Annotated in this window: 16 protein-coding genes; all 16 read left to right on the top strand. The window is 42.4% G+C overall.

Annotation, left to right across the window (positions count from 1 at the left end):
• Positions 1-49: 49 nt before the first annotated feature.
• The 16 genes from D2U88_RS07170 (at position 50) to D2U88_RS07095 (ending at position 22,792) form a co-directional block, all read left to right on the top strand.
• Positions 50-2,947, top strand: coding sequence for a glycoside hydrolase family 38 N-terminal domain-containing protein (locus D2U88_RS07170; RefSeq protein WP_119639707.1), 2,898 nt, complete (start codon positions 50-52; stop codon positions 2,945-2,947).
• Between the two features lie 8 nt (positions 2,948-2,955).
• Positions 2,956-3,411 carry a hypothetical protein gene (locus D2U88_RS07165; RefSeq protein ID WP_119639706.1) on the top strand — a complete coding sequence of 152 codons (456 nt, stop codon included), beginning with the start codon at positions 2,956-2,958 and terminating at the stop codon, positions 3,409-3,411.
• Positions 3,408-4,115: an RraA family protein gene (locus tag D2U88_RS07160; protein WP_119639705.1), complete on the top strand. Its 708-nt coding sequence runs from the start codon at positions 3,408-3,410 to the stop codon at positions 4,113-4,115. Before D2U88_RS07165 ends, D2U88_RS07160 begins: the two co-directional genes overlap by 4 nt.
• Before the next feature lie 21 nt (positions 4,116-4,136).
• Positions 4,137-5,582, top strand: a complete 1,446-nt coding sequence (locus tag D2U88_RS07155; protein WP_119639704.1) for a sugar porter family MFS transporter — start codon at positions 4,137-4,139, stop codon at positions 5,580-5,582.
• Between the two features lie 22 nt (positions 5,583-5,604).
• On the top strand, positions 5,605-6,021 hold the full coding sequence (locus D2U88_RS07150) for a cupin domain-containing protein (RefSeq protein ID WP_228237851.1): 417 nt from the start codon (positions 5,605-5,607) through the stop codon (positions 6,019-6,021).
• Positions 6,022-6,047: 26 nt separating this feature from the next.
• Positions 6,048-6,848, top strand: a complete 801-nt coding sequence (locus D2U88_RS07145; protein WP_119639701.1) for an SDR family NAD(P)-dependent oxidoreductase — start codon at positions 6,048-6,050, stop codon at positions 6,846-6,848.
• 12 nt (positions 6,849-6,860) lie between these two features.
• Positions 6,861-8,012, top strand: a complete 1,152-nt coding sequence (locus D2U88_RS07140; protein ID WP_119639699.1) for an extracellular solute-binding protein — start codon at positions 6,861-6,863, stop codon at positions 8,010-8,012.
• Positions 7,996-8,781: an enoyl-CoA hydratase/isomerase family protein gene (locus D2U88_RS07135; protein ID WP_119639697.1), complete on the top strand. Its 786-nt coding sequence runs from the start codon at positions 7,996-7,998 to the stop codon at positions 8,779-8,781. The genes D2U88_RS07140 and D2U88_RS07135 overlap by 17 nt, the downstream gene beginning before the upstream one ends.
• A gap of 3 nt (positions 8,782-8,784) precedes the next feature.
• Entirely contained in the window at positions 8,785-9,834 is a 1,050-nt protein-coding gene (locus D2U88_RS07130; RefSeq protein WP_119639695.1) for a lactonase family protein, read from the top strand.
• A 58-nt stretch (positions 9,835-9,892) separates the two neighbouring features.
• Entirely contained in the window at positions 9,893-11,059 is a 1,167-nt protein-coding gene (locus D2U88_RS07125) for a CaiB/BaiF CoA transferase family protein (RefSeq protein ID WP_182859119.1), read from the top strand.
• Complete coding sequence (locus D2U88_RS07120) at positions 11,056-12,120, top strand: mannonate dehydratase (RefSeq protein WP_119639691.1); 1,065 nt, start codon at positions 11,056-11,058, stop codon at positions 12,118-12,120. Before D2U88_RS07125 ends, D2U88_RS07120 begins: the two co-directional genes overlap by 4 nt.
• Positions 12,121-12,269: 149 nt before the next feature.
• Positions 12,270-14,966, top strand: coding sequence for a glycoside hydrolase family 38 N-terminal domain-containing protein (locus D2U88_RS07115; RefSeq protein WP_119639689.1), 2,697 nt, complete (start codon positions 12,270-12,272; stop codon positions 14,964-14,966).
• 20 nt (positions 14,967-14,986) lie between these two features.
• Entirely contained in the window at positions 14,987-16,381 is a 1,395-nt protein-coding gene (locus D2U88_RS07110; RefSeq protein ID WP_119639687.1) for a glycoside hydrolase family 76 protein, read from the top strand.
• 65 nt (positions 16,382-16,446) lie between these two features.
• Positions 16,447-17,487: a sugar kinase gene (locus tag D2U88_RS07105; RefSeq protein ID WP_119639685.1), complete on the top strand. Its 1,041-nt coding sequence runs from the start codon at positions 16,447-16,449 to the stop codon at positions 17,485-17,487.
• A 9-nt stretch (positions 17,488-17,496) separates the two neighbouring features.
• Positions 17,497-18,165: a bifunctional 4-hydroxy-2-oxoglutarate aldolase/2-dehydro-3-deoxy-phosphogluconate aldolase gene (locus D2U88_RS07100; protein ID WP_119639683.1), complete on the top strand. Its 669-nt coding sequence runs from the start codon at positions 17,497-17,499 to the stop codon at positions 18,163-18,165.
• A gap of 1,942 nt (positions 18,166-20,107) precedes the next feature.
• A complete protein-coding gene (locus D2U88_RS07095; RefSeq protein ID WP_235855746.1) occupies positions 20,108-22,792 on the top strand; it encodes a triple tyrosine motif-containing protein in 2,685 nt (894 codons plus the stop codon).
• Positions 22,793-22,854: the final 62 nt, after the last annotated feature.

The raw sequence follows: 22,854 nt of genomic DNA, 5'->3' as shown, positions 1-22,854 counted from the left end.
CTTCCAAAGGGAAAATCAAGTAACTTAATTGAAAGAAAAATAGAACCCTATGATTGCACAATCAATTATGGCATCAAAAATCAAAAGGAACTTACATATTTTGTTTGTAATGTGGTGTTGCCATGGCTTTGGCCAGACCGATACAAACTTGACCATGGTTGCCATAGAATATGTAAAACCTTATGAGTACCATCAACAAGGAAAAAATCTCGTAACCAAGGCCTTCCTAGACCTGGAACGCCCACGGGATTTCAAAGGAATTGTTCTTGAAAATGGCTATACCTCTAATTTGGAATTTGAAAACGGTAAAGCATGGGTGTGGTTACCGGTTTTTGGGAAACCACAAACAATGAAGATTGTGGCCTCAAAGAAACATGCGGTCAAAGAACAATTGTTTAAACCTCTGGTAACTTCGGATTGGGGGTACTTTAAGGAGGGAACGTTCCATATTATTTCATCTTCACATCAGGACATTGCATGGATGGATACACCAGATTACTGTCGCCATGAAAGGGTTAACGATATTATAGCTCCTGCCCTTGACATCATGAAGAAAGATAAGGAATATCGTTTTGGAATGGAACAGGCGCTAAACTTAAAGGAGTTCATTGAAGAATTTCCTGAAAGAAAGGAAGAGGTCATCCAAAGACAGAAAGAAGGAAGGTTTACGTGGGGGGCCACATACAACCAACCCTATGAGGGAATGCAAACAGGAGAACAGCTTGTTCGTGAAATGTATTTCGGAAAACGTTGGATCAAGGACAACTTTGATGGGATCGTTGAAGAAACTGCCTTTAATACCGATGTGCCCGGGCGAACGCTTCAATTTCCCCAGATATTGGCAAAGGCCGATGTGGAGAATTTATTTGTGTCCAGAATGAGGGAGGGTTTTTATGAATGGTACTCCCCGGATGGTTCTTCAGTTCTTACCTATACCCCTGGAAACTATGGCTGGGCAGTAATATTCTATAAGCTGTTTGAAGAGGATGCCATTGAGGCAATGCATAAGATACAAAACCGAGTGGAGATGTGGAGTGATTATTACAAAGAGCATAACCTGCCTCCCCATTTTGCCATTGTCATCAGCAATGATGCCTCGGGGCCGGCCAACTATGGTAATCTGATAAAGGAATGGAACAACATTGTTTCCACAACAGGAATGGCAATGCCCAAAATAAGACACTCAACCGTGTCAGGATTTCTTTCCGAAATCAAACGGCCGGGAGCCAAATTTGAACAGTTGGAAGGTAGCAGGCCCGATTTATGGGCGTATATCCACGGTCCCGGACATTATGAAGCTGTAACCGCATCAAGAAAGGCGGGCAGGCTGTTACCCTCAGCTGAGATATTCGGTACAGTTGATGCCCTGCTCAAAGATTCCTTTGAAGACTATCCACAAAAGGAACTGTCCAAGGCATTTGAAGAGTCCATTTATCCCGATCACGGTTGGGGCGGAAAAAATGGGGATATCACAGATAGCATCTTTAGATCAAAGCTTGAGTTTGCGGCGAATGAAGCGGATAGAATTTTGGATTCATCCTTAAAATCCATTTCAAACAAGGTCGCGACCAAAGCAAAGAATGCCATTTTGGTATTCAATGACCTATCTTGGGATAGGGACGGCTTGGTGACGGTGGAGTTGGAAGACAACGGGCCATTTTATGTGATTGATGAAAAAGGGATGGTCGTGCCCTCTCAAATGTCAGATGCCAATGGTAAATTACTTTATTTTCACGCTTCAAAAATACCTGCAATCGGATATAAGACCTATTACCTCAAAAAAGGAAGAAAGGCCGTTGCAACCAATAAAACCGTACTTCCCAATTCCCTGACCAACCAGTTCTATTCAATTCAACTTGGAGATGGTGGTATAGCATACCTGTATGACAAGGTCCTTGATAAAGAAGTGTTGAATACGACTAGATTTTCGGGTGGGGATGTTCTTACCCTAGGATATAATGGTAATGGGGCCGGTGAGTTTACGCAGATAACGGAACCCAATATGCAGGATTATGACAAGATGAGCGACCATGTCGCAAATTGGGCCCTAACTTCGGACGGCGATGTATTTGCCGAGTTTAAGAACGAAACAAAGTTTAAACATACGGGAATTGTCCAACGGATCAGGGTGTACCACCATGAAAAGAAAATAGATTTTTTTATCGATTTGTTGGATTGGGACGGAACCCATAATCGTGAATTCCGTTTTGCACTTCCCCTACAGATGGTAGGATCGAGAATCAAATACGAAGTTCCCATGGCTATAGCGGAAGTTGGCAAAAGCGAAATGAAGGAAGCTCCCGGTGGATGGGCCTGGGGTGGCAGCTATGACCAAAAACCTGTGACGATCAGACCAAGGGAGGTGATGAACTATATATCATCTCAGAATGATGATCTGGCAGTAACGCTGGGAACAGACGTAGCCTTGGCGGATTGGGTGGACCCGACACGGGAAGCTGTTGATTATACTGTACTTCAAGGGATATTGTTGGCATCCCATAAGAGCTGTCATGCAGAGGGTAATTGGTACCATCAAACGGGAGACCATCATTTTAAGTTTTCCGTGGCGTCCCATGTGCCTGGCGATAGGATTTCGTACGAATTCGGAGTAGGGTCCAACCATCCGTTCCGCGCTGTGTTGAAGAAGCATTCCGATGGCTCGGGAACCTTGCCACAAGAGATGGGCTTTTTTAAAGTGTCGGAACCCATGGTGCGGATAAGTACAATTAAAAAAAGTGAGAGCGGGGAGGATGTCATTGTCAGATTGGTGGAAATGGAAGGTAAGGACAGACATGCAACTATTTCCCTTCCTACTCAATTTCAAGAATTGATCCGCACAAACTTGATAGAGGAAGACAAGGAGTCCCTGGGAAAAATTTCCAAAAACTTGAATGTGGATATCGGACACAATTCCATCGACACGTATAAACTAATCTTAAAAAAGTAAGCCTATTAATGACAAACAAGAAGGCAGAAGGGAAACTTCCCAATTTAGGTACCATAGATACCTATTGTATTCAAGACAAGGGCAGTCATCCTTTCTTGGTCCGGGACAGTTGGCAAATGGTCAAGTTGAATTATTTTGAAAAGTATGGTTTTTTAAATATGGGAACATTATACAGACATGATGACACCGACAAGGGTATAGCCTTAATGTCCGGGACCGTTTATGTTATCGCAATGGAAACTGTGGATGACCTTACCCATTTTGAAATGGAACTACTGAAGAAAGGGGTGTCCTACAATATTCCAAAAAAAAGGTGGTACACTTTTATAATGGAGGAGGGATCGGAACTCATCTTACTCGAAAAGCCAGATACCCAGTTGAACGACACGGTTACAGTTCAATTAAATGAAGCACAGTTAAATCTCTTGAGGGAATTGTTCAATTCCAAAAAAGTAAAATTATGATCGATCCTAAAAAAACACTCTGGAAAACTGATGATGAATTGTTCTCCATTGCCAAGAAGGAGCTTTTTGTTGCTCTTGTCGGGGACATTTTGGATAAAATTGGGTTTCGAAACCAATTTTTGCCCCCAACAATAAAGCCCTTGCACAATGATTTTGTGGTCATCGGGCGTGCCATGCCAGTGTTGGAGGCCGATGTCTTTGAAGAAGTGGTGGAAAATACCAAAAACGCTATGATGATGAAGCCCTTTGGGCTAATGTTCGAGGCTTTGGACAGTTTACGGCCAAACGAGGTATATATATGTTCAGGTGCTTCTCCGAGGTATGCGCTTTGGGGTGGATTGATGAGCACAAGGGCCATGAAACTTATGGCATCCGGGGCTGTATTGCATGGATGGTCTAGGGATACCAACGAGATATTGAAGTTGGGGTTCCCTACATTCAGTTATGGGGGCTATGCCCAGGATCAAGGTCCTAGGGGAAAGGTAATTGATTATCGTGTGCCCATTGAGATCGATGGGGTAAGGGTAAACCCAGGAGATGTGATCTATGGGGATCGGGATGGGGTCCTTGTGGTCCCTTCGGAAGTGGTGGTCGAGGCGTTCAGCGGAGCCATTGAAAAGGCCCGTGGTGAACAATTGGTCAAAAAAGCATTGGAAGAAGGAATGAGCACCGTGGATGCATTTGACAAATTTGGCATCATGTAATGCCGGTATAAGAAACACGAAATGAAGAGTAAGATATCATTTTATTTATTGAGGATAAGTTTTGTTTCAACCATTGGGGGCTTTTTGTTCGGCTATGATACCGCTATAATCTCTGGCTGCAATGGCTTCTTGGAACAACAATTTGACCTTACACCAGCTATGTTGGGTTGGGTTGTTTCCTCCGCACTTTTGGGAACCATCATTGGTTGTATAGCTTCTGGCGCTATAACGGACGGATTGGGCCGAAAAAAAACACTCATCATTGCCGCAGGCTGTCTTACGCTTTCTGCGGTCGGATCCATGCTCCCACCACAGTTTTTGGGAGATCTGGAAAATCCACTCTGGATTTTGGCCAATAAAGATCTTTCCCTAAAAGTACTCATTTCGGTACGCCTGCTTGGAGGAGTTGGCGTTGGTATTACCTCGGTGGTGGCACCAATATATATCTCGGAACTCTCCATGCCTAACAGCCGTGGGAGAATGGTATCTCTTTATCAATTGTCCATAACCCTGGGTATCTTGTTCGCCTTTCTTGTTGACTGGTTGGTGCTGGGTTTTGCAGGTGATGCAGCGGGAGTCATTGCACAGGAACCTTCCAGTTTTATCAACTGGCTTTTTGTAAGTGAGCTTTGGAGGGGAATGCTGGGTACTGAAATTCCCATTGCCCTTTTGTTCTTTCTACTGCTGTTCTTTGTGCCAGAATCCCCAAGATGGCTGGTATCCAAAGACAGGTTTGAAGAAGCCAACGAAATCATGCAGAAGGTCAACGGGCCCGAGTATGCCAGGACCAGCTTGAATGAAATTCGAAGTGCCGTTAAGGAAGAATCAAAAGGGATAAAGGAACTATTGAATCCCGTGCTGAGAACTCCGCTTTTGATAGGTATTTTACTACCCATGTTCTCCCACTTGAGCGGAATAGCTGCCATCATGTATTTTGCTCCCAACATTATCAACGAATCGGTCAATAGTGTGGAGAACTCCTTTTTGGGAGCTGTAATGGTAGGAATTGTCAATAGCGCCTTCACTTTTGTGGCCATCTTTAAGATTGATAGCCTAGGAAGAAGGAAATTGTTGTTGGCAGGGGTTGTGGGTACGTTCATTTCATTGTCTTCCATAGGTATTCTGTTTGCCGTTGGGTCATCATACGTCATTGTTCCTTTATTGGTTTATGTGGCCTGTTTTGCCTTTTCTTTTGGTCCCGTTGTATGGGTGGTGATCAGTGAGATATTCCCAACATCTATTAGAGGGCTTGCAGTATCGGTGGGGAGCTTTTCCTTAATGACCACCGGATTCTTGATAACGCTGACCAATCCTATGCTAATAAAGGAAATTATGCCTTCGGGGACATTTTTTCTATATGCCGCACTGACCCTTCCCGCCATATGGTTCATTTGGCGGTTTGTGCCCGAGACCAAAGGAAAGACCTTGGAAGAAATACAACACAGTTGGACAAAAAAACAGGGATAATGAATGTTTTAAAAATATGGAAATGATAGAAACTTATGTGGTGTCGGGGATTGGCTACCACCCTTTTTTGATAAGGGAAGGATGGCAATTGGCCCAACTTAATTATATTGAATCACAGCACATTGACCAAATTTTCCATTTGGATGTGCATAGGCACACGGATGAAGTGTTTGTCCTCATCAAAGGACAGGCAGTATTGATCGGAGCGACTATCCACAATGGCGAGCCCATTTTTGAGGCGGAGCTCATGAGGTCCGATGTAATATATAATATTCCTCAAGGAAGATGGCACAATATAGCCATGGAGGAAGGAAGTGAAGTATTGATTGCTGAAAAATCCAATACACATGTGTCGGATTTTGAACAATTTCAATTGAACAAAACCCAAGTAAGAGAGTTGAGGAACCTGGTCAAGAAATTTTTCGACTCCGAGATATAGAGGGTCGAAACAATCCAACAAGAAAGATGCAAAAAATAGATTTAACAGGAAAGAAAGCTTTGGTGACAGGTGGGAGTAGGGGTATTGGCGCAGGAATATGTCGTGAGTTGGCCAAATGTGGTGCGGATATATTCATTAATTATTTCAATAGGGAAAATGAGGCAATTGAATTGAAGAAAGAAATCCAGGAAAAATATGGTGTTCAGGCAGGCATATACAAAGCTGATATTTCGAATGCCCAGGAGGTCAAGGATCTTTTCGATCAAATGGACCATGAAATAGGTGCGTTGGATATTTTGGTCAATAATGCAGGAACAGAGAGTATTTCCCATGTCCTAGATCTCGATCCAAACGAATGGGACAGGGTTGTTGATACAAACTTGAAAGGCCCCTTCCTTTGCTCTCAGCAAGCTGCACATCGAATGTTGATCAAGGCAAAGGGCGTGATCATCAATATAACCTCAATACATGATGTGGTTCCTAGAAAGGGTTTGGTGCACTATTGTTCAGCAAAAGCAGGGTTAAAGATGTTGTCCAAATGTCTTTCACTTGAATTGGCGGATAAAAATATAAGGGTGGTTTCCGTTGCGCCCGGAGCAATCGAAACGGAAATGAACCGGGAGGAAATCGCCAAGTTCGGGAAACATAGGTTTGAGGAATGGATTCCTCAGGGACGGATAGGGAAAATAGCCGATGTTGCTCCAACGGTTGCCTTTTTGGCAAGTGATCTGGCGGCATATATCAATGGTGCGGACATTTATATTGACGGTTCCTATATGAACCACACGATCCAATATGATCCAAGACCTAAAAAAGAAAATAACTAGGCTGTGTTCGTCATGTCAAATAAAATTATATTAAAAGGAATTGCTTGGGACCACCCCAGAGGTTATCAGCCATTAAGAGCAACTTCTAAGGCATTTTCAGAACAGAACCAAGAAATTTCCATTCAATGGGATGTACGGTCCTTGAAGGAATTTGGGGATACACCTATTGAAGACCTGATGGAAACGTATGATCTAATAACTGTAGATCACCCTTATATGGGCCAGGCCCATGCTAACAAGTTGCTTTTACCCCTGGAGAAAAAGATATCTGAAAAAATACTACAGATACTGGAACAGCAATCCATTGGTCCAAGTTTCAACTCGTACCGATATATGGGCCATTTATATGCATTGCCCATCGATGCTGCGGCATTGGTTGCCGCATCCAGGGATGACCTGGTCAAGGAACTTAAAATAGGATTGCCCATGACAAGGGCGGACCTATTCAGGCTCTATAAGAAAGTTCCCGATAGACAAAGCATTGCATGGCCCTTATGTCCTACCGACTTATGGTGTACCTTTTTGACCCTCTGTGCGCAGGACATGGGAAGGGACTTTATCAAAGATTATACGATTAATGAAAAAGCAGGGAGTTCGGTGCTCAATGAAATAAAACAACATTTAGAACATCTTCATCCGGATTCACTGAACTGGAACCCTATCCAAATTTTGGACGCAATGGCATCGGGGGATGAAATCCTATATTCTCCTTTTTTGTTTGGTTATGTCAACTACTCCCAAACCGGGTTCGCAAGAAAAACCGTGAGTTTTCATAATAGTCCCACCGGAGCAAAGAACGGCGTTTCCACTATTCTTGGTGGAGTAGGACTTGCGGTTTCCAACAAATGTGAACATCCTGATGAAGCTGTTTCCTATGTGGTCTATACTGCAATGGGCAATGTTCAAAAGGGCATTTATGCTAAAAACGGGGGACAGCCTGGTAACCTAATTGCTTGGCAAGATGAGGATAACAACAATAGAAGCCTTGATTTTTTCAAAAATACCCTTCAGACGATGGAGAATGTGTATGTGCGTCCTCAACATCCCGGCTGGAACCGATTTCAGGAACAAGGTGCAGATCTATTGCATTTGGGACTGATAAGTGATGTTGAATCGAGCAAAATAATGAAGGACTTGAATCAATTGTATGAGTCAACAGTATAATATGGACGGAGGGTATAAAAATATTAAAATAGAAATCCATGAAGGTGTGGCAACACTTCGTTTCAATCGACCCAATCAACTGAATGCGATGAACAGGGAAATGATGGATGAAATCATTTCTGGAATCGAAGAGATCAATGCGAACGATAAAATTATAGTTGCCGTGATTACGGGCGAAGGCAGGGCTTTTATGGCCGGAGCCGATATAAAGGAATATGCCGGTCAGACCCCGGAAGAGTTTGAAGCCTTCCAAAAGCAAGGGGTAAGATTATATGAAAGTATAGAAAAAGCCCAAAAACCTTGGATTGCCGCTGTAAATGGCTTTGCATTGGGAGGGGGATTTGAAATCGCTTTGGCATGTGATATGATTGTGGCCTCCAAGGTGGCCAAAATGGGTCTGCCCGAGGTGTTTTTGAGCTTGGTGCCCGGAGGTGGAGGAACCCAACGTTTGATTCAGAAGATAGGAATCAACAGAACAAAGGAAATGCTTTTTACAGGTGGACAGTATTCGGCGGAAACATTATTGGGTTGGGGAATTGTCAATCAAGTGTTTCAGGAAGAAGAATTTGATCAAGGGGTTACTGGTTTTGCACAAAAACTGAGCAGAAGGCCATCAAGGGCTATTGGACAGTTGAAGCGTTTGGCAAATTTGAGTGTTACTTCCATTCCGTTTGATCAAAAGATTGAAGAGGAAGGAAAGGTTGTAACGGCACTATTTTATAGTAAGGAGGCCCAAAAGGCCATTCATGACTTTATGCATAAAAGGTAGGATATGTGGATGACATTCTTTATCGGCAGCTATACGGAATACCCCATACCGGGTTTTGGGGGAGTGGGCCAAGGGATTTATACGGTCTCTCTGAATACCAAAACAGGTGAATTAAAACATATACACTCCAAAAAGGAACGTAACCCAAGTTATTTGGCCATTAGCAATGATAACAGGTTTTTATACTGTCCCACAGAGTTGGATGAGACCGAGTTCCCCAGGATTGGGGCCTATAAGATCAATTCTGATTTTTCACTTGATTTTTTGAACGGGCAGCCTATTTCTGGAGGTTATCCCTGTCATGTTGCTGTAGATTCCAAAAGTGTTTTTGTGGCCTGCTACGCCACTGGCAATATCATTCAATATCCGTTGTGTGCCGATGGAAAATTGGGGGTTGCCATTGCAGAATACCAACATCAGGGAATTGGGATGGACAAAGATCGTCAAGAAGGGCCTCATACACATCAGATTGAGGTCCATCCAAATGGAAAGGACATTTATGTTTGCGATTTGGGTATTGACACCATCAAGGCATATAGGTATGATGGAGCAAAGTTAAGTCCAAACGCCATGGGAGACTGTCCGGTAAGCAAAGGTAGTGGGCCCCGCCATCTGGTCTTCGATTCGGAGGGAGGCCGTGCCTATGTCATCAATGAATTGAAAGGGAAAATTTCTGTCCTTGGAATGTATGGAGAATCCTATAGGGAGATTGATGTTTATCCCTTTCTTCCTAAGAATTATATGGGAAAGCCAAGTGCTTCAGCGATTCGTATCCACCCCAATGGTCAATTTTTATATGCCGCCAATAGGGGATCAGAGACGATTACGGTTTTTTCCATCGCAAAAGAAAAATTGGAGCTGGTAGGATATGAACACACTGGAGGTGAGGAACTGCGTGAATTTAACATAACCCCAGATGGCAACTGGTTGTTGGCATGCCACCAAAACTCACACGATATCGTGGTGTATAACATCAATGGGAATGGAATGTTGTCCGAGAAATTCAGGACCAAGGAAATTTTATCGCCAGTTTGTGTGGCATTTCTAAATTGAGTAAAAAACTAAACCGTTTTAGTATAAAATTTATATGGATAAAACAAATAAAGGGGCCTTGAAAGATCTGATAGTTGCCGATTTTTCGCAATTGGCCCAAGGTCCGTGGGCTACCCAAATGCTAGGGGATATGGGGGCGGAAATCATCAAGATTGAGCCCTTAAAAGGAGATTGGATGAGGCATTTCTCATATGGAAACCTATATCCCAAAGGGGAAAGTATATCCTTTGTAAGTTTCAACAGGAACAAGAAGAGTATCGCCTTGAATCTAAAGGATAGTGCCGACCATGAGATTGCAAGGAATATTATCCGTAAAGCGGACATCCTTGTGGAGAATTTTAGGCCAGGGGTGATGGAGCGGCTTGGTCTTGGCTATGAGGCGATGAAGGAACTGAACCCTGGGTTGATATATTGTTCCAGTTCAGGATATGGCTCATCGGGCCCATACACCAAACGCCCGGGACAGGATTTGTTGGCCCAAGCGGTAAGTGGAACTGCTTCCTTGAATGGCAAGAAGAACGATATTCCCATGGTTACGGCAGTTGGTCAGGCAGATTTGTTAACAAGCTTGTTCTTGGTCCAGTCCATTTTGGCAGCAATCTACGCAAGGGAGAAATCGGGAAAGGGACAGAAGATAGAAACCAATTTGTTGAGCTCTATCATAGGGTTTCATATACAAGAAATCACTGCATTTCTTTACCAAAAAGAGAGGCCCGAACGCAGTGAAAGAGGAATACCGAACCCATGGCTTGGAGCACCATACGGATTGTATCCAACCAAAGACGGTTATTTGGCGATAGGCATGAACTCGGTACGAAAATTGGCAGATTTGGTAGGGTTGGATAAATATAAGTCTCCGGAATATGAATCCAACAATATCATGAGTGACAGGGATGAAATTAGAAAGGATTTTGAGACCGTTTTTGTGACAAGGACCACCAAGGAATGGCTCGATGACCTATTAAAAGAGGATATTTGGTGTTCACAGGTGAATACCTTGGAAGAGATGGTTTGCGACCCTCAGGTGCTTCATAACCACATGATCATGTCCTATGAACACCCTACTATCGGGAATATTGGAACAACCGGGTTTCCTGTGGAGTTCAGTGATACCCCACAGAGTATTTATAGACCTGCACCACTACTGAACGAACACCGTGAAGAAATCATCGTAACATTTTGCGGAGAAATCAACCATAACGAAACAAAAATCAAGACAAAATGAAATTAGGTTTTGGACTGTACCGGCACATGCTAGACCAAGAACATTATAAGTTTGCAAAACAGTGCGGGGCCACCCATTTGGTCATACACATGGTAGACTATTTTGGGCACAATGACAAGCATGCGGACCAGCCTATTGGTGGAAGCACAGGATGGGGCAAGGCCGGTCGTAAGGATAAAATATGGAGCTATGAAGAGTTGAGATCCATCAAAGATGAAATCAATGCCAATGGATTGGAATTGGAAGCCATTGAAAACTTTGATCCGGCCCATTGGTATGATGTCCTTTTGGGAGGTCCCAAGAGGGATGAACAACTTGAAAATTTGAAGCAGCTCATCCGAAATGTCGGCAAAGCGGGAATTCCTGTTTTTGGATATAATTTTTCACTTGCGGGGGTGTCCTCAAGAACTGTTGGGGCCTACGCCAGGGGAGAAGCAGTATCTGTTGGCATGGAGGGTAAGGTAGATTGGAACCCCATTCCCAATGGAATGGTCTGGAACATGGTTTATGATGAAAATGCCGTTGAAGGAACCCTTCCAAGGATTTCCCATGACGAATTATGGAGTAGGGTGCAATACTTTTTGGATGCACTGGTTCCGGTGGCCGAGGAGGCAGGAGTCAAATTGGCCGCTCATCCCGATGACCCAACTATGCCCTATGTCCGAGATACTCCTCGTTTGGTCTATCAACCCGATATGTACCAACGTTTGATAGATCTGAGACCAAGTCCCAATAATAATTTGGAGTTCTGTCTGGGTTCCATTGCAGAAATGTCGGAAGGAGATGTCTATGAAGCAACGGACAGATATACCAAACAGGGTAAGGTTTCCTACATACATTTTCGAAATGTCAAAGGAAAAGTCCCCCATTATAAAGAAGTTTTTGTGGATGAAGGGGACATAGATATGTTCAGAATACTTGAGATTTTGAAGAAGAATAATTTTGAAGGGGTCCTTATTCCAGATCATACCCCGCAAATGAGTTGTGGTGCACCATGGCATGCCGGTATGGCATACGCCATGGGTTTTATGAAGGCTGCCATAAAATTGGTAGGGAACTAATGCCAAAAAATCAAAGAACGCTACTTATAGCGGTTGGTTGAATTAGCCTTTTTGAATCCTGGAGTGCATCTAACATGGAGGTGCACTCCATTCAAAAAGATCAGTAAATCATGATGAGGTTAACCTAAGTGAATATTAACAAACAAACTATGAAAAAAACGATAAGTCTTTTAGCGCTAGTATACTGTTTTATAGGAATCAATTCAATAGATGCCCAAGAAACGTTGAAGTGTGATGGGGAGACCTATGATTTGCTCAAATCCCTATCGGAATCCAAACTTTCCAAAGGAAATATCCTGTTGTTCGTAACCACACATGAAGACATTGCTTGGTTGGATGAACCGGAGATATGCAAGATTGACAGGGATGAAAAATGGTTGACACCCTATTTGGAAAAACTGAAATCCACAACTGATTTCAAGATGGATATAGAGCAATCCTCCATAGTGATGGAATACCTACATCGTCACCCGGAAGAAAGGGAAAATATCGTGAACTTTATTGATCAAGGACGAATAGGTATCGGGGGAGCCTACGTACAGACTTATGAAGGTATGTATTCTGGGGAATCCCTTTCCAGACAGTTCTACTTCGGAAAAAAATGGATGGAAGACAGCCTGAACGGATATCAAGCCAAAACCTATTATAATGTTGATGTACCAGGAAGGACCATGCAAATGCCGCAATTGGCAAGCAAAGCAGGAATCGATCATTTTGTGTTCAGTCGCCATATTAAGGGCCTGTTCAATTGGGAATCCCCTGATGGAACTAAGGTAACATGCTACAGTCCAGGCAACCACTATATGGATTTTTATAACCTTTTGGGAATGGAGGAACCTGAAGGGATTAAAAAGATGGCCAAAGATGCCGTGGATTGGTATAAGGTCTACAACAATAAATCCCAGGACCATCCCGTAATGCCGGTCATGCTCAATTATGAGTTCATCTGGAATCAAAAACCCGTGGAGAACCTGGAACCTTTCATTGGTAGGTGGAACGGGATTGGATATATCGAATCTGAGGGCAGAAAGAAGTTGAAGGTCAAGTTGCCCAAGATTGTATACTCCACGGCCGACGAGTTTTTTGCAAAAGTTGAAAAAACAACCGTTCCACAAAAGACCATCAAAGGGGAACGGCCAAATATGTGGGTATATATTCATGGGGCATCCCATCAAAAGGCATTAAAGGCCAGTAGGGAAGGCGATATATTGATGACCCAGGCAGAGAAGTTTGCCACGGCAAATGCCATGATCGAGGGATCGTTCAAAAAATACCCTGAGCGAAAGCTGCAGAATGCATGGGAATCAAAAATATACCCGGACCACGGATGGGGAGGTAAAGGGGGAGATGTCACCGATAATGTTTTTTTGCAAAAATTCCTTTTCGCAAAATCAGAGGCAGAACAAATTGTGCGATCCTCCATTAAGGATATAGCCGGGAAAATTGGTTTTGAAACAACCAAGGGAATTCCGATAGTGGTCTTTAATAGTTTGAGTTGGGACCGTACTGACAGGGTGGATTTTTCAATAAAATTTGATGAAGGGGAAACCACAGGAATTGAATTGTCTGATTTGGATAACAATCCAATTCCAGTACAGCTGTCCAACTTGGAGCATTATTCCGATGGCTCCATAAAGGCTGTAATGGTCCATTTTATTGCCAATGACGTACCCTCGGTGGGTTATTCCACATATTACTTGAAAAAGGCCTTGCCCAATCCCCAATTGTCCGGTAACGGTTTTAATGAAACTTTGGAGAACAAATTTTACAGATTGGAGTTCGGCAATGGGGGGCTTACCCAAATACATGATAAGGAATTGAACAGGGATTTGATCGAGTCTGGGAAATTTAAAGCTGGTGAAATTTTTGAATTGAGCTCTGATGGGAACGGAGCAGGCGAGTTTTCCGAGGTTCAACAGGCAAACACAGATTATTTTGATCAATTGGGTACTTCCAAAACCAATTGGAAAATCCAGGAAATTGGACCAGTGTATACCAGTGTGGTCATGAGACAACCCATGAAGGATGCCGTTGTGGAAATGAGCATCAAACTTTACCATAACATAAAGAAAATAGACTTTGATGTAGACCTTTTGAATTGGAACGGGACCATGTTCCGGGAATTTCGGATAGCTTTTCCCCTAAAAATGGATAACGGAAAGGTTACCTACGAAGTGCCTTTTGGGGCAGTCACTGTTGGACAGGATGAGCTAAAGGGGACAGGAGGTGAATTTTATAAAGGGGAGGTAAGTAAAATTCATCCAAGGGCCATTGGAAATTGGATTTCGGCAAGTGACTCCGGGTATGGGGTCACCCTTGCATCAACAGTAGCCTCAGCGGATTGGGGCGATCCAACGGATTCCTTGAACACCAAAGTTGTTTTGCAGCCCATTTTATTGGCTTCGAGGAAAAGTTGCCATCATGAAGGCAATGATTACCACCAGACAGGGGATCATAATTTTTCATTCAGTCTTACTTCCCATACACCTGGCTGGCAAGAAGGGCGTCAGTTTGGTAACCAGCACAATGAAAAAATCCTTACCGTGGTAGGTCCTTCTTCCTATAAAGATGGCGGATTGCCAGAAAGATTGAGTTTTTTCAGCACCGGGAGTGATAATATAGTCATCAGTACCGTGAAGAAAGCCGAAAATGATAATGAAAGTGTCATAAGAATTTTTGAGGCCGATGGTATTGGCACAGAAGCAAGGATATCGGTTTTTAAACCAGTTGAAAAGGCTTGGCAGACTACATTGATTGAGGAACCCAAAAACGAACTGAAGGTTGGTGATGCGATGATGTACTTGAAAATGGGGCACAATGCCATTGAGACCATAAAATTTGAATAATAATACCATCTAACATAATTATGAAAAGACGAAAATTTATAAAGGTCACAGGAAGCTCCGGTTTGCTGCTGACCGCTACCGGAAGCTTGGTCAGCTGTGGCTCCTTTATCGGTGAAGACCAAGATAAAAAACTGTTGGAACAATCAATACAAGCGTTCAAGCGGTTTTCGGAAGTATGGGATTTCAAGGACTTTTGGAAAAGGGGAAACACTTTTGATGCCTGCTTGGTATTTGTGGATGCAATGATAGAACGCTGGCCAAATGAAGAGCGGGTGAAAGAAATACAGTCAGAGGTCCAAGCGATGTTAAGGGAAAACCTCACTTTTTTTAGCAGCTACGATCCAGGGACTTTATGGGCAGATGATTTTGGCTGGTGGGGTCTAATGGGACTTAATGCACGCAAGCATCTTCTAAGAATGAAAGATAGGGAGCTTGCTGACAAATATCTGGCACTTTCCATGGATTTATGCTGGGAGTACAAAAGAAAAACAGCCTATGACCATTCGGAAGACAGCAGACCAGTTGCCCATGGTTGTAGAAACGGGGATGCAAACGGGAGTAGCAAGGGAGTCAAAAATACGGTGACCAATGTGCTATTGTTTTTACTGTCATCAAGGATATATAGGTTGACTTTGGAGGAAAATCTGGAAGATAATGAGAAGTATTTGGATATGGCCTACAAACAATGGGTATGGTTCGATCAATGGTTTAACTTGGAGCAGTACGGGTATCTGAAGGAGATATCCAGTTCTGCCGCTTTGGTACAAGAAAGACCCATGGCTTTTTTTGAAGGTTCCGATTATCAGGAAAAGATACATCCACCTTGGTCGGAAGGTTGGGTTTGGACAGGTGATCAAGGCATGCTGTTGGCAGCTTTGATGGACATGCATGCATTGGGTCATGAAATTTCCATATATGTGAAAAAAAATGACATGGATTCCGGTTTTGATGAAGCAGCTTTTAAAGCCAATGTCGATTCCGTAATAAAGAAAATAGGACAGGGGATTAAGTTGGCATTAGTTGGTAACAGGGATGGGATTATTAGGGAAGCCCCATGCTTATCCAGCTTTGGCCCACAACACGGAAATGACTATGTGGCGGGCAGAGGAATCCTGTTGCGATATATAGGGACAACCCATGAAAATGGATTGTTGGGTGTTGATTTGGACAAAACTGTTCTGGCAACCATGGAGGCTTTATGGGAAACTCGTGATAAATCCAACAATCAATTCCCTCCAGAATTTACAAGTATTGAAAATGATAGCAACTATGTTGAGCAGTTCAAGGAGCTTTGGGGGCTGGCGGACAATGTCCATAAATGGAATCTTGACAAAATGAAGGAAAAGAACAGGCTAGGTGTTTGCCAGGCCATAGGGTTGGATACACTTGGAGCGGTAATAAAAATGACGTCGTAGTCCAGGGTAACCCGTTCACATAGGTATTTACTGAAAATTAAGAACAATAAAGATTAAACAGCCAAATGAGCAAAGTAGTGACGTTCGGTGAGATCATGCTAAGATTGGCACCTCCCGGATATTTAAGGTTTTCGCAGACAAACCAGTTCGATGTCGTGTACGGCGGAGGTGAATCCAATGTGGCAGTATCGCTGGCCAATTATGGGGTGCCCGTGGATTTTGTTACCCGTCTCCCCAAAAACGATATAGGCGAATGTGCCTTGATGGAAATGCGAAAAAGAGGAGTGGGTACGGATAAGATCATATTTGGGGGCAGCCGGTTGGGTATTTATTTTCTGGAGACCGGTGCAGTAAGCAGGGGGAGCAAGGTAGTTTATGACAGGGCCCATTCCGCAATGGCCGAAATCGAAAAAGGCATGATCGATTGGGGCCAAGTGTTCCAAGGTGTGGATTGGTTCCATTGGACGGGAATCACCCCTGCCATCTCACAAGGTGCCGCAGATGTTTGTTTGGAAGCGGTGAAAGCAGCGAAAGAACATGGTGTTACCGTTTCCACAGATTTGAATTACAGGGCCAAATTATGGAAGTACGGAGTGGAACCGGAGGCCATCATGACCGAATTGACCTCATATTGCGATATTATTTTGGGCAATGAGGAAGATGCCGAAAAACATTTTGGGATCAAACCCGAAGGGTTGGATATCACCACCCAGGGAGAACACGTAAAGGCCGAAGCCTTTCTATCTGTTTGTCAGCAGATGATGAAAAAGTTCCCGAATGCCAAAAAGGTGATCACAACATTGCGTGGCTCAATCAGTGCCTCGCACAACACATGGGCCGGAGTGCTCTATGATGGCAACACTATGTTCAAATCCCGAGAATATCAGATCACACACATCGTGGACCGGGTAGGTGGGGGGGATTCCTTTATGGGAGGACTTATCTATGGGTTGCTCAAATATCCGGAGGATGACCAAAATGCACTGGACTTTGCAGTGGCAGCCTCCTGTTTGAAACACACCATAAAGGGAGATGCCAATTTGGTAACGGTTGAAGAAGTGGAAAAATTGATGGACGGGGATGCCTCCGGTCGAGTGGCACGATAAGCAAATAGTATGGCAAAGTATTCAAGGATAGAGGTGGCGATGGCCATGGAAAAAACAGGAATGGTGCCCTTGTTCTACCATCCCGATGTGGAATTGGGCAAGAAAGTATTGAAAGCGTGTTATGATGGTGGGGCCCGATTGATGGAGTTTACGGCACGTGGCGATTTTGCCTTCGAGGTCTTTTCGGAACTCAACAAATTTGCGATAAAGGAACTCCCTGGAATGATGATGGGGGTAGGCTCCATAACGGATGCCGCCGCCGCTTCCTTATATATGCAGATGGGGGCGAATTTTGTGGTGACCCCATCCTTGCGGGAAGATATCGCAATAGTGTGTAACCGTAGAAAAGTACTTTGGTCACCTGGTTGTGGTTCTCTAACGGAGATCAACAGGGCCGAGGAATTGGGGTGCGAGATTATCAAGCTTTTTCCCGGGTCCGTGTACGGTCCCGAATTTGTAAAGGCCATAAAGGGCCCGCAGCCGTGGACCAAGGTCATGCCTACTGGAGGAGTAACTACAGAGGAATCCAATCTGAAAGCATGGTTCAACGCAGGGGTGACTTGTGTGGGCATGGGATCCCAGTTGATCAGCAAGGAGATTTTGGATACTCAAGATTTTGGCAATTTGAAAAAAGCAGTGAAAAAAGTTATGGATGTTATGGTAATGATTCGTAACTGAGTCCAAATATGAATTTATCCAGTATAGTACTGATGACTGTTCAAAAGTAAAATTATTACAAATCAAAAGTTGTGTTAAGTTTTGTGTTAGAGGAAAACCAGCCCAAGGTAGCTTGGGTTGGATTCCAGCTGGTAGTTCAAATTACACTGCAGGTCTTGTTTAAAAGATCCTACTTTTTAAAACGAAAGGACTATTGGATTTACAATATACTTTGCAAATTCTGTGGTAGAGGAAAAGCAAATAGGAAAGTCTCTATTGCTGAAATATAAAAGTTGAAGAATTAGGTTAGTTTAGTTAATTAGTGAGATACGGTCCCTAGGGGCCGTGTTTCTTTGGTGGTGATATGAGAGATATTGTAATACAAGGGATTTGGATGCTACCCCTTTACCTATTGCCAATTAGCTAAAATTCCACGGTTGACCACAAATAGGATAGCTGTTCACCCTTAGTAGTACGTAAGAGAAATTAGTAAAGATATAAGGGGCAAAAGGGTTAACCATAATATATTCTCGATTCAATATGTCTGATATCCAGACCTAATCCAAAACTTGTCAATTGTGTAATTAACAAGTTTGTGTTTTCATAATTTTCCATCGCTATCTTTTATATAATACATTATGGCTCAGATGATATATATATCTTTAGATAGTGATTTGACTTTTGTTGGATAACATTTAATTTTAAGACTAAGACGAAGTTAATGAAAGGACTCTCCTCACCCAGAATCCTTTTCTGTGGAGATTTACTTCTGGACATTAATTATAAATTTTCAACTATAAGAGGACCACACTTTGCTTATTGTCAATTAAAGCATTTTCCTAAAGAATCATAACTTTATACCATCAGAAAGCAAAGCAAATTACTTCAGGTTCATTAGGATGCAAAATTGGTTAGCAGTCAAGTTTTTAAATAACTAATCGATTGATATATAATATGATATGGAAAGGAGTATCGACTCCGTCACCCCGGCTTTAATATTTCATCAAAATATAAATGAGTGGTAGTTATGTTACTACCACTCATTTTTTGTTTTAAGGCCAGCCATGCAATAGTACCAAGTCCAATAAAAGGACTTTTTTTTAGTACAAAATGTCTATTTCTTCACCTTGCTCAACATTTGGCTTTCGTTTCAACTGATTTCTTGCCCTTAAACGAAAGAAATGAAAAATAAAAACCCTTTGAAATCCATTTTATGATGATTTAAACCTACAAAAGAGGAGTATTAATAGAAGAATAAAAATGGTTGTGTTCATCCTATTAATTAAAGTGCAAATTTCCCTGCAGTACCATTTTGGGACATTAGTCCTTTTTGGCAAAAGCAAGATCAACGGTCTTGGCCAAAAGTGCTCGGTAAGCCTTTATGCTTGGCAAGAGAAGTCCAGTGTGCCACATGAATTTTTGATATGTCGTCTGCATCTATGGTCAACGAATTGTTGTATGGCCGCCTTTTGAATTATTTGGACAAAAACAAGGATCGGATCACTGCGGAGCATTTTGATTGGATACATGATTTTGTTTGAATTAGGACGAAGGCAAATTTTGACAGTCAAATTTTGCACAGCACTCGTTGTACATACTTTTTAAGTAATGGTGTTACTTCAATGTAACTTGTATGACAATTAAAATGCCTTGATTTGTAATCATTCTTATTGGAATTCTTTGGTATTCTTCAATAAAGCTTTAGCGGTGTGATTATTGTCCCTTTGATAGGTTAAGGGAAATGTGCACTTTGTTGGAGGTCTTAATTTGGGTAGGGCCTGACTGATTTTGACCAATTGATTGGGATTATTTTGATAAATTTAGGGAGCTAACAAAGCCGCTACCATTGAAAATTTTTAGCTTATTTCTTTGCTTCTGTTGTTGTGTTTCCTTCTCTCAGGAACTTTCACCGATACAAGTATTTACTCCCTCAAGGTATTTGGGCGAAAACCAAAATTGGAGTTTGGCCCAAACCAATGATAAGTTTATATATGTAGCCAATAATCATACTCTATTGGAATTTGATGGGGTAAGATGGAAATCCTATCCATCCCCAAATGGGTCAATTTTTCGTGCTGTTTCCGTGGCGGGCGACGTCATTTACACGGGTTGTTATATGGACTTTGGCTTTTGGACCAAGGATGGTTTGGGCAGGCTTTCCTATACCTCCTTACTAGGCATTATTGATCAGCCTGTTTTGGAGGATGAGGAATTTTGGAATGTTCAAGTAGTGGATGATTCTGTTTTGTTTCAATCCTTGAGTCGAATTTATGTATACAATATTTTGGATAAAAGTATTGGCATAATCGAGGCCGAGACCGCAAAGGCAAAAATTTTCAATTTAAGGGACCATGGTATCTTGTTCCAGATAAAGGATAAGGGGATTTACAAAATAACCAAGAATAGACCAGAACTGGTAACCGATGATCCATCCATAAAAAGTCGAACCGTGGTCGGGATATTTGAAAATAACGATGGGTTGGTCTATTTGACCACGGATGGGCAAGGTTTTTTTTCAAAAGGAGGAAGTGAAATACGTCCATGGCAATTCAATCTTGATTCCGGGTCAGCTGACTTGAGTATCTACAGTTTTTTGCAACTCAAAGATCAAAGTGTGATTTTGGGTACCATATCCCATGGAATGTACCAAATGACCAAGGAGGGTCAATTGCTACAACATATCAATCAGCAAAATGGATTGAACAATAACACTATATTGAACATTTTTGAGGATAAGGACTCCAATCTTTGGCTGGCCCATGATATAGGGCTGAGTATACTCAATCTAAGCTCACCTTTTCAGGAGTACAATGATACGGCCGGTAATCTAGGGGTGGTTTACACCTCTACCGTCTATAATGGAGATTTATATCTGGGTACCAATCAAGGTTTGTTCAGAAGTCGGTCCTCGACGAACAATTTTGATTTGGTTCCTGGAACAGAAGGACAAGTCTGGTGTTTGGTGAAGTTGAAAAACAAATTGTTCTGTGGCCATAATAACGGCACCTATCTTGTAGAGGGGAATCGCGCAGAACTGATCAGTAATGTTCCAGGAACGTGGAACATTAAGGAAATTGAAGGCGTACCCGACAGACTTTTGCAAGGCAATTATAATGGTTTGAGCGTATTGAAATACCAACAAGGCCAATGGGGGTTGGGATACAAAATTGAAGGGTTTAATGTTTCCAGTAGGTTTTTTGAGTTTTCGGACCCCGACCATGTGGTCGTTAATCATGAATACAAAGGGCTTTTTCATTTGGAACTCAACTCGGGGAAAACCAAGGTGGTATCCAATACACCGGAATTAGGGAAAGGGTATGCGACCAGTTTGGTGCGGTTCAATGATCAACTGTTGTACGCGACAAATAATGGGGTGTTTTCCTTTGCGAACCAAGACCAAGAGTTTGTTTTAGATTCAACTCTTACCAAGGTTTTTGAAGCTGAAGGAGAGGGACCTATGAGTATCTTGATTCCCGATGATAGCAATAATAGACTGTGGCGTTTTGCAGATCATGATATGCTTTATATTGAGCCGAGCAATATTGGCAATACCCCTAGATTGAGCAAAATTGCCATCCCCTCTTTTTTTAGGAGCAACCTAGGTGTTTCAGGTTTTGAAAATATCAATGCCTTGGGAAATGGCAACTATTTGATTGGCACTTCTGGTGGATATGTGACCTTGGACCTCGAGAAAGTTGTAGCCCATGACTATCCAATTTATCTCACGGGTGTTACAAAGGAATACCACAACAAACCGTCCCAATCGGTTCCCCACGATTCCATAATGGAATTCAGATTTGAGGACAATAGTTTGGGTTTTGCCTATAGTGTACCCGAATATGACAAGTATACTGAGGTAAGGTACCAATACCAATTGGTAGGACTCTATGACAGTTGGAGTAATTGGTCGTCCCAACCAGAAATTTCCTTTGAAAATCTGCCATTTGGGGATTATATTTTTAAGGTAAGGGCAAAAGTAGGTGGTAGTTTGACCGAAAATACAGCAAGCTATGCTTTTATCATCCGTAGGCCATGGTATTTATCCATACCTGCATTGGTGATGTATGGTCTGGTCTTTTTGGTGATGTCCTTTTCTATCCACAGGGTTTATAAACGATACTATCGCAAGCAAAGGGAACGCATTGTTAAAGAGAATAAACGCAAATTGAAGCGTAAGAAAATTCAGAACCAAAAGAGGATTGTTCAGATAAACAATGAAAGACTTCTGCAGGAGATAGAAGCAAAGAATAGGGAATTGGCGGTTTCCACAATGAGTCTGATCAAAAAGAATGAATTTTTGAATGCCATCAAAGACCAACTAAAGAAAGCTAATAATGAGAGTGCCATCAAATCGGTGATCCGAACCATTGACCGAAATATTTCCAATGAAGATGACTGGAAGTTTTTTGAGGAAGCTTTTAACAATGCCGACAAACATTTCTTAAAAAAGATCAAGGAACAACACCCGGAACTCACGGCAAACGATCTTCGCCTCTGCGCTTATTTAAGACTCAACTTGTCCTCCAAGGAAATTGCCCCATTATTGAACATTTCCCTTAGAAGTGTGGAGGTAAAGCGATACAGATTGCGCAAAAAAATGAAACTTCCGCATGAAGAGGGACTGATTGAGTATATTTTAAGCATTTAAAAAACAATACAAATGTTCAGTTTACCACAACATTACCTATACAAGAACCAAAATCTTAAGTT

It is taken from the genome of Flagellimonas aequoris, from assembly GCF_003584165.1.
GTDB classification, from domain to species: Bacteria; Bacteroidota; Bacteroidia; order Flavobacteriales; family Flavobacteriaceae; genus Flagellimonas; species Flagellimonas aequoris.
This window is presented reverse-complemented; position numbering and strand designations above follow the sequence as displayed.